This window comes from Gordonia sp. SGD-V-85 (assembly GCF_001456905.1).
Taxonomy (GTDB): domain Bacteria; phylum Actinomycetota; class Actinomycetes; order Mycobacteriales; family Mycobacteriaceae; genus Gordonia; species Gordonia hongkongensis.
Map to the genome: position 1 here is coordinate 80,201 of NZ_LNQO01000021.1, position 13,575 is coordinate 93,775.

At 64.4% G+C, this 13,575-nt stretch carries 12 protein-coding genes; 8 read left to right on the top strand and 4 right to left on the bottom strand.

The window, feature by feature from the left end:
• Positions 1-25 precede the first annotated feature (25 nt).
• The 4 genes from AS181_RS20105 (at position 26) to AS181_RS20120 (ending at position 4,788) form a co-directional block, all read left to right on the top strand.
• Entirely contained in the window at positions 26-616 is a 591-nt protein-coding gene (locus tag AS181_RS20105) for a class I SAM-dependent methyltransferase (protein ID WP_331271843.1), read from the top strand.
• Between the two features lie 283 nt (positions 617-899).
• Complete coding sequence (locus tag AS181_RS20110; protein WP_035755533.1) at positions 900-2,072, top strand: L,D-transpeptidase; 1,173 nt, start codon at positions 900-902, stop codon at positions 2,070-2,072.
• Between the two features lie 117 nt (positions 2,073-2,189).
• A complete protein-coding gene (locus AS181_RS20115) occupies positions 2,190-2,606 on the top strand; it encodes an ArsR/SmtB family transcription factor (RefSeq protein ID WP_035755532.1) in 417 nt (138 codons plus the stop codon).
• Positions 2,599-4,788: a heavy metal translocating P-type ATPase gene (locus tag AS181_RS20120; RefSeq protein WP_035755581.1), complete on the top strand. Its 2,190-nt coding sequence runs from the start codon at positions 2,599-2,601 to the stop codon at positions 4,786-4,788. Before AS181_RS20115 ends, AS181_RS20120 begins: the two co-directional genes overlap by 8 nt.
• A 16-nt stretch (positions 4,789-4,804) precedes the next feature.
• Here AS181_RS20120 and lnt read toward each other — a convergent pair whose 3' ends face one another.
• Positions 4,805-6,307 (bottom strand): apolipoprotein N-acyltransferase, encoded by a 1,503-nt coding sequence (gene lnt, locus AS181_RS20125; protein ID WP_035755530.1) that lies wholly within the window; start codon positions 6,305-6,307, stop codon positions 4,805-4,807.
• A 217-nt stretch (positions 6,308-6,524) separates the two neighbouring features.
• Between lnt and AS181_RS20130 the strand changes: the two genes are divergently transcribed.
• Positions 6,525-7,169, top strand: a complete 645-nt coding sequence (locus tag AS181_RS20130; protein WP_035755528.1) for a DsbA family protein — start codon at positions 6,525-6,527, stop codon at positions 7,167-7,169.
• 65 nt (positions 7,170-7,234) lie between these two features.
• Entirely contained in the window at positions 7,235-7,807 is a 573-nt protein-coding gene (locus AS181_RS20135; RefSeq protein WP_011161133.1) for a vitamin K epoxide reductase family protein, read from the top strand.
• A gap of 98 nt (positions 7,808-7,905) precedes the next feature.
• Here the strand turns inward: AS181_RS20135 and AS181_RS20140 are convergent, their stop codons facing one another.
• From AS181_RS20140 to AS181_RS20150, 3 genes are all read right to left on the bottom strand, one after another.
• Complete coding sequence (locus AS181_RS20140) at positions 7,906-8,847, bottom strand: cation diffusion facilitator family transporter (protein ID WP_011161134.1); 942 nt, start codon at positions 8,845-8,847, stop codon at positions 7,906-7,908.
• Positions 8,848-9,105: 258 nt separating this feature from the next.
• Complete coding sequence (locus AS181_RS20145; RefSeq protein WP_011161135.1) at positions 9,106-9,918, bottom strand: cytochrome c biogenesis CcdA family protein; 813 nt, start codon at positions 9,916-9,918, stop codon at positions 9,106-9,108.
• On the bottom strand, positions 9,915-10,535 hold the full coding sequence (locus tag AS181_RS20150) for a TlpA family protein disulfide reductase (protein ID WP_082652992.1): 621 nt from the start codon (positions 10,533-10,535) through the stop codon (positions 9,915-9,917). Before AS181_RS20150 ends, AS181_RS20145 begins: the two co-directional genes overlap by 4 nt.
• A 391-nt stretch (positions 10,536-10,926) precedes the next feature.
• Here AS181_RS20150 and AS181_RS20155 point away from each other — a divergent pair, with 391 nt between their 5' ends.
• The gene (locus tag AS181_RS20155; protein WP_058253290.1) at positions 10,927-11,859 is read left to right on the top strand and encodes a M23 family metallopeptidase; all 933 of its coding nucleotides are present in this window, start codon (positions 10,927-10,929) and stop codon (positions 11,857-11,859) included.
• A 232-nt stretch (positions 11,860-12,091) separates the two neighbouring features.
• Positions 12,092-13,575, top strand: a 1,484-nt coding sequence (ctaD, locus tag AS181_RS20160; RefSeq protein WP_058253282.1) for an aa3-type cytochrome oxidase subunit I, incomplete at its 3' end; no start/stop codon positions are given.

Consider the following 13,575-nt stretch of genomic DNA (forward strand, 5'->3'; position numbering starts at 1 on the left):
GATGAACCGCATGGAGACTGTCCTGGTGAACTCGCCGCCCCGGCGGTGGCTGCAGCGCTACGAGGCGCGTGTCTTGACTGCGTTGGGCGGACGGACCCCGGGAGCGCGCGTTGCTGAGCTGGGGTGCGGGTCGGGTTACGGCACCCGGCTGATCCTCGACGAGTTCGGCGCCGCGCGCGTCGACGCGGTAGACCTCGATCCGGCGATGATTTCTCGCGCTCGCCACCGCCTACGCCGACACACCGGCAGGGCACACCTCGCCCGAGGTAGCGCAACGGACCTGCGTTCAGCATTTCACGACGTCGGCGGTGGGCAGAACGGTACTTATGACGCAGTCTTCGACTTCGCGATCATTCACCACATCCCGAACTGGCGGGAAGCCTTGGACGAGGTGGCCCGCGTACTCAAACCGGGTGGGCGGTTCTTCTTTGACGAGGTCACCGCGACCGCCCTTGCTCGGCCGACCTACCAAGTGCTGTTTGACCATCCGAGCGAGGATCGGTTCACTGCCGGTGAGTTCCTGCACGAGTTGTCCCGCCACGGTCTCGACGTCGGCGAGCGGTGGCGAACACGCATCGGCGGCGACTACCTGTTGGGTGTCGCCACACGGCAATAGTGAGGTCGATGTGGTGGCTCGGCGGTCGCCCACCACGAGACGTTTCGAACCTTCTCTCACGCGGTGCAGTGGGTAAAGGAGCGCACAGCCTTCAACTACTATCGTGGTTAGTAAACCTAGTCCAGCGCCGAGTGGGAGGGTTCGACAATCGATGGGCCGCGTAAGAGGGACTCGAGCTACCGAAGAGCTATGTGATCGCCGATCGACTCACGGTGGGCAGCCGCAGTGCTCGGGCTCTCGTGAATGTCGCGGGTCGGTCCGAGTCGGTATTCCGCGACTGCTGATGCTCGCAACGCTGACGGCGGTGGTGATGGTGTTGACCTCGTGCAGCTCGACCGGAGGTGCCGCCTTCAGCAATGAGATTCAGGCCGTTGACAGCTTCGCCGACATCACACAACCTTCCATCGCTGTGGCCACTGAAGGTGGCGGGCGACTTGCGCCCAACGCGGTTGTCGAACCTGGGCTTCCTATTGTTGTCACGGCCAGTCGCGGCGCGTTGACTAACGTCCGTATTCCCACAGCCAGCGGCCGTCCCTTGGCGGGCTCCCTGAGCGAGGACGGCTCAACGTGGACAAGCACCCAGCCCCTGGGGTATTCGAAGCGATACGTGGTTCAAGCCGAGGCCGTGGGCGTGGGCGGTCGATCGGTCGTCTCGCAGCGTTTCACCACGACCTCGCCGGAATCGTTGACCAGCGCGGCCATCCTCGGCGAGAAAACCGTCGGGATCGCCCACACGATCGGCGTGCGGTTCGCCGATCCCATCCCCGACCGAAAGAAGGCACAGGCGGCGATCACCGTGTCGTCTGACCCCCAGATGCAGGGTGCGTTCTATTGGATCAGCGACTCCGAGGTCCGGTGGAGGCCCGAACGCTTCTGGACACCGGGCACCAAAGTCAGTGTCGCCGTCAACATTTACGGAGTCAACCTCGGCGACGGGCTCTACGGCGACGAGAACTTGTCCTATGACTTCACCATTGGCAGAGCTCAGGAAATCGTCGCCGACGACAACACCAAAACAATCGTCGTCAAACGAGACGGCAAGGTCATCCGCACCATGCCGACCTCGTTCGGCAAAGACAGCACTCCGACGCCCCGCGGCATCTACATGATCGGAGATCGCGTCGAGCACATCATCATGGACTCGTCGACCTACGGAGTGCCTGTCGAGTCCGCAGCGGGATACCGCACACCCGTTCAATGGGCGGTGCAGATGTCCTACAGCGGCATCTACATGCACGGCGCACCGTGGTCGATGTCGGCCCAAGGCAACAGCAACGTCAGCAACGGTTGCCCAAACCTGAGTCCCGCAGACGCGGAATGGCTCGTGAAGAACACCCTGCGCGGTGACCCCGTCACGGTCAAGAACACCAACGCCGACACACTGTCGGGAGTCGATGGACTCGGCGACTGGAACATCCCGTGGTCACAGTGGAAGAAGGGCAACACCGACACCTAAGCGCCCCGCCCCCTGGCTCGAGAGCGTGTCGACTCCTCTCGACATATCGACGGGTGTTGAGATATCCGTACCGGCATGCCTAACATAGTTCATATCAATGAACGTAAGGATGTTGATATGACTCAGGAGTCGGTGGACACGTGCGATCTGCTGTGTCTCGATCTGCCGCACGCAGAAGATATCCGGACTGCGTTACCCGATGTGACCGCAATCGACCGTGCCGCCACCGGAGCTCGTGCACTCGGTGATCCGACCCGGCTGCGAGTGGCAACGGCGTTGCTGTCGGCGGACGAACTCTGTGTCTGCGACCTCGCGTGGGTGGTAGGCCTGGCGCAGAACCTCGTCTCGCACCATCTGCGCCTACTCAAGGGTGCCGGACTGGTGACCGGGCGCCGCCACGGACGGTTGGTGATGTATGCGTTGACCCCCTCCGGCCACGCTCTCGTGACAGCGGTCCTAGCGATTGCAGGACTCTCCACCGCAGCCACGACGACACCGTCGGCGGCCACAGTGCAGGGACATGCTCATGGCTGACGCATGCTGCGGACCCTCCGATTCCGCCGACCTCGAGGCTGAGGTCGATCAGGGCCCGGTTCGGTTGTGGCAGGTGCGCGAGCTGCGTTTCGCCGCCGCAGCAGCAGTGTTCCTCGCGCTCGGCTGGATCATCGGAGGCTCTCTATCAGAGACCGCGGGCATCGTCGTGGAACTGATCGCGGTTGTCGTTGCGGCCTCAACGTTCGTGCCATCGACGCTGCGGTCGCTGCGCCACGGGCGTATCGGTGTCGGAACGCTGATGACGATCGCCGCGATCGGGGCTGTGGCGCTGGGTCAAATACCCGAGGCCGCGCTACTCGGAATCTTGTTCTCGGTCGCTGAAGGACTCGAGCATTACGCGGTCACCAAAACTCGGCGAGGGCTGCGGTCGCTGCTCGCGCTGGTTCCGCCCACTGCTTCGGTGATTCGTGAGGGACGTGAGATCACCGTGTCACCGGATGAGTTGATCATCGGCGATGTGATGGTGGTGCGTCCCGGTGAGCGCGCGGCCACCGACGGAACGATCACAGCGGGCACAACCAGCGTGGACGTGTCGGCGATCACCGGCGAATCTGTTCCGGTGGAGGCGGGTCCGGGTGACTCGCTCTACGCCGGCGCGATCAACGGTGGCGGTGCGATCGAAGTCCGCGTGACCGCCCGCGCCGCGGATAGTTCCCTGGCCCGCATCGTTCACATCGTCGAGCAAGCGCAGGAACGCAAAGGCGCCGGCCAACGTCTCGCCGACCGTATCGCCCGCCCCCTGGTCCCGGCCATCATGGTGCTCGCGGCGCTCGTGGCAGGTATCGGTGCGCTACTCGGTGATCCCCTGGTGTGGCTCGAACGCGGCCTGGTGGTCCTCGTTGCTGCGTCCCCGTGTGCGTTGGCGATCGCGGTGCCGCTGACGGTGGTCGCCGCGATCGGCGCCGCCAGCCGCCATGGTGCATTGGTCAAAGGCGGTGCTGCCCTGGAGGAGTTGGGACGGGTTCGCGTCGTCGCGCTGGACAAGACCGGCACCTTGACCCGCGGCACTCCGGAGGTCATCGCCGTGGTGGCCACACCCGAGATCACCCGCGAGGACGCGTTGTCCTATGCCGCCGCGCTCGAGGCACGCAGCGAGCACCCGTTGGCGAGTGCGATTCTCGCGGCCGCACCTGCTCTGGGCTCACCTGCCGAGGACGTCACCGCGATCGCCGGTCACGGACTCACCGGCCAGATTCGCGGACAGCAATTGCGACTGGGCAAACCCGGGTGGCTTGATCCTGGGGCGCTCGCCGCAGACGTCACCCGGTTGCAGAGCGACGGTGCCACCGTCGTGCTGATCGAACGCGATGGCACGGTCGTCGCCGCGATCGCGGTCCGCGATGAGCTTCGCCCCGAGGCCGCCGAAACGGTCGCTCAGCTGACGGCGCTGGGTGTCGACTCGGTCATGCTGACCGGGGACAACGACCGCACCGCACATGCCTTGGCCACTGCGGCCGGAATCAGCACCGTCCATTCCGAACTGCTCCCCGAAGACAAAGCCGACTTGCTGCCCACGCTGGCGCGCGGGCGGGCGATCGCCATGGTCGGCGACGGCGTCAACGACGCCCCAGCGTTGGCCACCGCCGATGTCGGAATCGCGATGGGAGCGATGGGTACCGACGTCGCTATCGAAACCGCCGATGTGGCGTTGATGGGCGAAGATCTCCGCCATCTCCCGCAAGTGCTGTCCCACGCTCGGCGCGCACGCCGAATCATGCTGCAGAACATAGGATTCTCTCTGGCCATCATCGGTGTTCTGATTCCGCTGGCCGCCACGGGCGTCCTCGGTCTGGCCACAGTGGTCTTCGTCCACGAACTCGCAGAAGTACTGGTGATCGCCAACGCGATTCGTGCCGCCCGGACGAAAGCACTGCCAGGCACCGCTGCCGTGCCCCGGGTAACCCCCGGCAGGCTCAACATCTCGGTGGCGGCCTACCACGACACAGGCGACGCCTGCTGCGCCCCGGTATCGGCCACCACCGATCAACCACGGCCGGTGCCCGAGGTGCCCCTGCTGCCGACTCCCCGATCACGAGGCGCAGCGACCAGCAACAGCTGTTCTGCCACAACAGAACCAGGGTGCAGCTGCTGTTCGAGCCCGCCGGATGACGCCGATGACACATCGAGTAGCTCGCCAACGCCACATCGCGAACGCCACTGAGCACAACCACGCCGCGTCAGGTGCGTTGGCGTGATCTCCACGTGCGGACAACCAGTGCCGCCAGGACCGCGGCAGCACAAATCACTTCTCCTGCTGCTCCGATCCGCGTCGCCAGAGTCGTCGTTGTCCTCAGCGGCACCCGCGCGATGAGGACATCGGGGGTGAACAGCGCTGTGCGTTGTGCAACGGTCCCATCAGGTTCGATGACCGCGCTCACCCCACTGGTTGCTGCGATGACCACCGCCCGATCGTGCTCGACTGCCCGCACCCGCGACATCGCGAGTTGCTGGTAGGTCATCTCGGTGCGCCCGAACGTCGCGTTGTTGGTCGGCACGGCGATCAGTTGCGCACCGGCGCGCACCGATTCGGTCACCAGATCGTCGAACGCGACTTCGTAGCAGGTCGCCACCGCCACCGGTACACCTGCAAGATCGACAACGCCATTGCCTGCGCCTGGAACGAAGTTCCCGGCCCGGCTGGCGTAGGAGGACAGCTGTGTCATCAGTTGCCGCAACGGCAAGTACTCCCCGAACGGCACCAGCTGACGTTTGTTGTGCTCCTGACCAGGCCCGGTAACCGGATCCCACACCACCGACGTGTTGCGGGACGTGCCGTTGCTCCCGGCGATCACCGCTCCCACCAGGATCGGCACCCCGATCGCCCGCGCGGCACGATCAATCTGCGCCGCAGCATCGCGGTTCCCGAACGGGTCGATATCGGATGAGTTCTCCGGCCACACCACCACATCGGGACGCACGACCCGCCCAGAGCGGATCTCCTCGGCCAGATCGAGGGTGCGCTGGACATGATTGTCGAGCACTGCGCGTCGCTGAGCATTGAAATCCAACCCCAGCCGCGGCACATTGCCCTGCACCACCGCCACCGTCACCGACCGCTCCCCCGCGTCATCGCCTCCCCCCGCGGGCGTCATCATCCACACCAGCAGTCCAATCACAGCAACCGTGGCCGCAGGCCCGGCCAACGTCTGAGGCTGCCGGCGGACCACAGCCCCCGCCGCCGCGGCCAGGGCCGCGCCGAGCAGCACCACAACGAACGACAACCCCGGCGCGCCGGCCAGCGCCGCCAACGGCAGTAGAAGCCCCTCCGGTTGGCCGAATGCGATTCGGCCCCAGGGGAAACCGCCAAACGGTATCCGGGAACGAACAGCTTCGACTGCCACCCAGGCGCCTGCCAACCACACCGGCGCGCCGCGCCATCTGCCCAGTGCCGCTGCCAACGCCCCGAAGATCCCGAACGCCACCGCCTGGACTGCTGCCAAGACCAGCCACGGCACCGCACCCACATAGATACCGACCCACGGCAGCAACGGCACGAAAAACCCCAGCCCAGCCAGATAGCCATAGCCGGATGCCGCCCACAACGACCGCCCCCGCAGCGTCACCACCAGAACCGCGATAGCCAACGGGGCGAGGAACCACAGCTGACGCGGAGGGAAACTCACGTACAGCATGCCGCCGGCGCCGACGGCAGCTGCGCCGCGCAACACAGGCTGACGCATCGGCAGAAACGACGCGCCGGCACGTCGACTATCCGAAAAACCCACCACCGCGCACCGCACCCCTCACCGAAGTTTGTCGAGCGCACCGATCCGCCCGCGGTCGCCCGGCCGGGGCCGCGCGCCTGTAAACTACTAGCTAACGTAGTAGTAGTTCGACGGGAGTGAACATCGTGGCAGGTCAAGCGCTAAAGGTTCGACTCGAGTCAAGGGTGCCCCGGTGAGCCGCACCGTCAAGATCTCACTCGCCGTGGTGTTCGTGTTCTGCCTGGCGCTGACAGTGGTGTTCGTGGTGTCCCGGGCCGGTGACAGCGAACAGGCTGCCGCCCAGGCGAGCATGACGGTACGGGATGATTCCCCACGTCTATCGACTCCGACCGAGTCCAAGGCAACATTCGTGGAATTCCTGGACTTCGAATGTGAAGGGTGCGGGGCGGCATACCCGGCGGTGGAGCAGCTTCGCCAAACATACGGCGATCAGGTCACTTTCGTGGTCCGCTACTTCCCGCTCCCCGGACATTTCAACGCTGACCGCGCAGCACGCGCCGTTGCCGCCGCGGCCGAGCAAGGTCAGTTCGAACCGATGTACCGCAAGATGTTCGACACCCAACGCAGCTGGGGTGAGCAGCGGGTACCGCTGGACGATCTGTTCTTCTCCTATGCCCAGGAGCTCGGTCTGGACATGGATCGATTCGCCGCCGACTACAACTCGCAGGCCACCCGCGAACTCATCGACCGCGATGTCGCTGACGGCAAAGCGCTAGGTGTCACCGGCACACCCACCTTCTTCATCAACGACGAACTCATCAAACCCGAGAGCTATGACGATCTGAGCTCGGCGCTCGAATCCGCACTACGCCAGTGACCGTCCCACCACCACCCCGCCAGGCCTCGCCATCCTCGCCCACGGCGGCAGCTACACGATTCCCAGTGTCTCCGCGACTGCTCGCGTGGATCCTTGCGGTCTGCGGAAGTATCGGGCTCATCGCTGCGTTCACGCTGACGGTTGAAAAGTTCGAACTGGCAACCGATCCGGCGTACACACCGACCTGCAGTATCAACCCGATCGTCAATTGCGGATCGGTGATGGACACCCCCCAGGCGGTCGTCTTCGGGTTTCCCAACTCACTGATCGGAATTGCCGGCTTCTCCGCGCTGATTGCTGTCGCGGTCCTGATGGGGAGCCGGCCGCCCACCTGGGTCATGATCGGGCTGCAGAGTGGGTTGACGGGTGCGGTGGTGTTCGTCCATTGGCTGATCTTCCAGAGCCTGTACCGAATCAACGCGCTCTGTCCGTACTGCATGGCCGTGTGGGTGGTTGTCGTGGTTGCCTTTTGGTATGTGAGCCTGCGCAATGCCGACCATTTCTGCCCACCCGGGACAGCGCGCCGAGCCCTCGATGCGATCCTCACGGTGCACACCGTGGTACCGCTGGTGTGGGTGCTGGCAGTGATCGCCCTGATCGCCCACCGTTTCTGGTGGTACTGGTCGACGCTGATGTGACACCTCCGGGGCAGCGCCCGGCCCGAGACGGCAGACTCGCGTAGCAGAGATCCGCACTCGCGCAGACCGCAGGTGTGGTGTGACGCCGATGTGATCCCTCACGGGTGATGGGTGGCTAACGCTTCCTCGTGGTGGCGCTGGGCGCTGGTCTCGAGCTGGAAGGTGGAATGCTCGAAGGAGATGGCGAAGTGGGTCGCCACGCAGGTCCGGATGTCATCCAACATGGTGGGGGCGTGGCCGTCCTGGAAGCAGTCGTCATCGACCACAATGTGAGCGCTGATGATCGGTAGGCCCGTGGCCACCGTCGATGCGTGAAGGTCGTGCACGTCGTGCACACGGTCCATCTCGAGGATGTGGGCCCTGACGTCGTCGAGATCGATCCCTTTCGGGGTGAATTCCATCAGCACCCGCGTCGTCTCGGCCATGAGTTTGAGGGCGCGGGGTGCGATGAGCGCGGCGATGAACAACCCGGCCAGCGCGTCAGCTTGTTGGAAACCGGTGGTAGCGATGACGATTGCGGCGACGATCACACCCAGCGATCCCAGTGCGTCGTTGAGGACCTCCAGAAACGCCGCTCGCATGTTGAAGTTGGCGCCGCGTCCCGAGGCGAGCACGAGCATGGCGACGATGTTCGCCACGAGTCCGATGACTCCGAAGAGCAGGAGTTCGGTCGAGGGCACCTCGGGTGGCGAGAACAGTCGTCGTACGCCTTCGACAGCAGCGTAGAGGCCCACAGCGAGCAGCAGCGAGGCCTGCCCCAGAGCGGCGATGACCTCGATGCGCCGCAGTCCCCAGGTGCGGGTTTTGTTGACCGGGCGGTGCATCACGGTTGCTGCGACGAGCGCGACCGCTAAACCGATCGCATCTGTCGCGGCGTGCGCGGTGTCGGTCAGTAGCGCCAGACTTCCCGTGATCACCGACCCGACAAGCTGGGCCACGACAATGATCCCCGTCAGAGCAAACGCGATCGCCAACCGGACACGCAGCGACGAGTCGCTGGATGCGGGGTCGGTTGGTCCGTGATTGTGTCCGGCTCCCATGCGTCGTACTCCCTCTCATCCACACCCAGATAGCTACGCTGTCCACATATATCAATACATGCGCATGTGACTATATGACAGACCGGGGCGGAACGGAACCGGCGGATCACGTCACGACTGAATCGGGATGTGCTGAGATGGCCCGACGTCGGCGGCGTGACGCCGGTGGTGTTGGGTCTCGTGACGGTGCGGTGACCGGAAGCCGGTGGTGTTGGGTCCGTCGAACCGGCGCCGCCACTACAGGCCTCAGATGGGTAGTCAGATGGGTAGTTGGGTATCGGTGATGAACGCGTCGCGGACCCACACGATGAATTGATCCCACAGGCCGGTGATCAAGGCGATACCTACCGCGATCATCATGGCGCCGCCGACGATCTGGATCATGCGGGCGTGGGTCCGCAACCAGCCGAGGCTGCGCAACGCCCATGCCGAGGAAAACGCAAGCACGACAAAAGGAATACCAAGGCCCGCGCAGTACGCCACGATCAGCGCGACGCCCTTGGCTGCGGTGGCACCTTCGGTGCCGCTGGCCGTCGCAATGACCGCCGCGAGCGTGGGCCCTAGGCATGGGGTCCACCCGAGTGCAAAGACCCCGCCGAGCAGCGGAGCGCCGGCGATGTTGGAGACGCGGCGGGGGGCGAACCGTCGTTCCTGTTGCAGTGCCGGCACCAGCCCGATGAACACCAGGCCCATGATGATGGTGACCACGCCGCCGATGCGTTGGAGGACTTCACGATTCACCACGAAAGTGGTGGTGACTCCGAGTACGGTGGCGGTCGCTGCCACGAAGACCACCGTGAAACCGAGGACGAACAGGCCTGCGGCGAGCGCCACGCGCGAACGACCCCGCTTGTTCGGCTCCCCCACCGACACCGCAGGCGCCTCGGCGCCGACCACGCCAGCCAGATACGACAGATACCCCGGAACGAGGGGGACCACGCACGGTGAGGCGAACGACACCAGCCCGGCGATCACACACGCAAGCAGCGCCAGCAGGAGCGGACCGCTGGCGACGAGGTCGGCAAACGTCTCGCCGACCGCAGCCTGCACTTCGACCGACTGCGGGGTCATTGGGGTTGTGCCACAGGCTCAGCGAGGACTCGCTGAACTGTTGACCCGAGTTCGTCGGCGGTAATGGCCTTGAGGAACACCGCGGCCGGACGGTGGTCGCGGTCGAGCACGATGGTGGTCGGCACCACCGACGTTGGGGTGGTCAGCGCAGCCAGGGTCAGACCGGCAAAGTCGTAGATCGAGGGAAAGGCGACCTTTCTGTCGATCATGAAGTCCTTCGCCGCTTGCCGGTTATCGCGCAGATTGATACCGAGGAACTCGACTCCCGAGGCCTTGTTCTGGGCGTAGACATGCTCGAGGTCGTCGGCTTCTCCCCGGCAGGGTCCACACCACGAACCCCAGACGTTGATGACGACGACTTTGCCTGCGAAGTCGTCGAGTCCGATGGTCTGGTCGGTCACCACGTCAGGGCCGGAGACGTCAGCGATCCGCTGACGGCTCGAGGGCGGATCGTAGGTGATGACCGTCTGCCCGCCGGGCGAGACGAACTGAAAGGTTCCCCCCTGCGCAACGGCGTCGTCGCCAGCGCTACCACAACCCGACGCTACCCACGGCACCACGCATATCAGCGCCAGGACCGCCGCCCGCACCGCGGATACCCTTCTCCCCTGCTGCACCAGCACTCCTCGACGTTGATCTACTACGCAGCGTGGTAGATCACCATTCGAATTGTCAACATGACCATAGTTTTTGTGACATCCACCGACCGGAACCCCACTTCTCGCGACGTGCATTTTGCGGCGTCACCTCGTGTAAGAGATGCGCTCACCTGCAATTACCCTGTGTTCAGGGCGAGTTTCCGGCTTGGCAGTCACTGCGCATCCGCAACTACATCACCTAGTAGTAGAGGCCCGCGATTGCGATGGGCACTCAATCAGATCGTGTTACTGCTGTGACCTGTGGGGCCTATGGTTCGAACGGAGGGCTGCCGATCGTGGCCTCATGTGCACCTGGCGTGTGGTGCTGAACGTCAGTGCGTCGCGCCCGTCTCCGGAAGGTCTCGCTGGCATGCCTATGTCGTCCCTCACCCGCCGCTGCGGCGCTCCACGGCCCTGTCTGAGACTGGGGGTCGCGGGAATCGTTGCTGCGGTTCTGCTGAGCTTCTCAATTGACGCTCGAGCGCGAGCCGACGCCGATGCCACCCACGTGACTCAGCAGTTCGCCCAACTGGTCGCCGAGACGATCTCGGCGACACTGGGCGGCCCGGCGATGGGAACCCTCGCCGACGAGATCCGAACAGTCAGCACATGTCTGGCCGATCGAGCGCGCCCAGTCGAGCCGCCAGTGCCAGCCGAGGATCCCATCACTGCGGTGGGATGCTTCGCCGCCGTGCTCGGCGCGGGACGAGCAGCCGCCGAACTGATTGTCGACGCGCTGCCGATCGGGCGGCTGCTGGCGCTTCTGGCTTTCGAGATGCGTCCCCACGATCCCGCGGCTGCGCACCCGGCACCAGCTGGTCCACCCGTCTATTCGTCGCCGTCGCCGGGGTCGGTGGTCGCTCCCACGAACGGCCGAGTGACCTCCACCTTCGGTGACGGCCGCGGCCATCAGGGTATGGACATCGGCAACGACCTGGGGGCACCGATTTTCGCGGTCACCGACGGCGAAGTGATCAACTCGGGGCCAGCTGAAGGCTTCGGGTTGTGGGTACGCATCCGGCATGCCGACGGAACAATCACGACCTACGGCCACAACGACGACAATCTCATCGACGCGGCAGCGCCGGTCACGGTCGGTCAACCCATTGCCACGGTGGGCAATCGCGGTAACTCGACCGGGCCTCATCTGCACTTCGAGGTTGCTGATGCATCCGGCGCCGCCCTCGACCCGGTGCGATGGCTCGCCGAACGCGGCGTCAGTCTGCCCTCCGACAGCGACGCCGAACCTACTATCACGCCCAACGAACCGTCGGGCACCGGAAGCGCAGACCTCTGGCGGTAAGGGTGGGCGCGGCGCACGGCCGCGGCGGACCGGTCGGGCCGATCTCAATGAGGGAGGCGACCTTTCGTCGCGGTCCTGTCGCCTCCCGGTTGCGACTCGGAATTCCAGTATCAACTATGCTACCTAGTAGTTAATCGACTACAGTCCGTAGTAACGGCCCGGGAAGTCGCACGCACGATGCGCGTGTTGCTTCGATCAGGGCCGCCATTTTTTCAAGTCAGATGGAGGCCTCATGACCGCGGTGTCCCCGCGCCCGCCCGAGGTGGTCGCCACGCGGCCCTATCCCGAGCGGCGAAAGGCCAAAGGGTCATTCATCTACACGATGCTGACCACGACCGATCACAAGCTGATCGGCATGATGTACATCGTCGCGTGCTTCGGGTTCTTCCTCATCGGCGGACTGATGGCGCTGCTGATGCGCGGAGAACTCACGACGCCGGGCATGCAATTCCTCTCGACCGAGCAGTACAACCAGCTGTTCACCATGCACGGCACGATCATGCTGCTGATGTATGCCACCCCCATCGTGATCGGCTTCGCCAACTTCGTACTGCCCCTGCAGATCGGCGCTCCCGACGTCGCCTTCCCGCGGCTCAACGCACTGGGTTTCTGGCTGTTCGTCTTCGGTTCGACCATCGCGATTGCCGGCTTCATCACCCCAGGTGGCGCCGCGGACTTCGGCTGGACCGCCTACACCCCGCTCAGCGACGCCATCCACTCACCCGGCGTCGGCTCCGACATGTGGTTCCTCGGACTGACCGTGTCTGGTCTGGGCACCATCCTGGGCGCGGTCAACATGGTCACCACGGTCATCTGTCTGCGCGCACCGGGAATGACGATGTTCCGTATGCCGATCTTCACGTGGAACATCCTGGTCACCAGTGTGCTGATCTTGCTGGTGTTCCCGCTGCTCACCGCGGCATTACTCGGCGCCGAAGTCGACCGCCAGTTCGGCGCGCATCTGTTCGATCCGGCCAACGGCGGCGCCATTCTCTGGCAGCACATGTTCTGGTTCTTCGGTCACCCCGAGGTGTACATCATCGCGCTGCCGTTCTTCGGCATCGTCTCCGAAATCTTCCCGGTCTTCAGCCGTAAACCGTTGTTCGGGTACTCAGGACTGGTCTACGCCACCCTCGCCATCGCCGCCCTGTCGGTCGCGGTGTGGGCACACCACATGTACGTCACTGGCGCCGTGCTGTTGCCGTTCTTCTCCTTCATGACCTTCCTGATCGCGGTACCCACGGGCGTGAAGTTCTTCAACTGGATCGGCACAATGTGGCGGGGCCACATGACCTTTGAAACCCCGATGCTGTTCTCGGTCGGCTTCATGGTCACCTTCCTGTTCGGCGGACTCACCGGTGTGCTCCTGGCCAGCCCGCCGATCGACTTCCAACTCTCCGACAGCTACTTCGTGGTCGCCCACTTCCACTACGTGCTGTTCGGCACGATCGTGTTCGCCACCTACGCCGGCATCTACTTCTGGTTCCCGAAGATGACCGGACGACTGCTCGACGAACGCTTGGGCAAAATCCATTTCTGGCTGACGTTCATTGGCTTTCACCTCACCTTCTTGGTGCAGCACTGGCTCGGAGCCGAAGGCATGCCCCGCCGATACGCCGACTACCTGCCCTCAGACGGCTTCACCACGCTCAACATCATCTCCACCGCCGGCGCGTTCGTCCTCGGCGTCTCGACACTGCCGTTCCTGTGGAACGT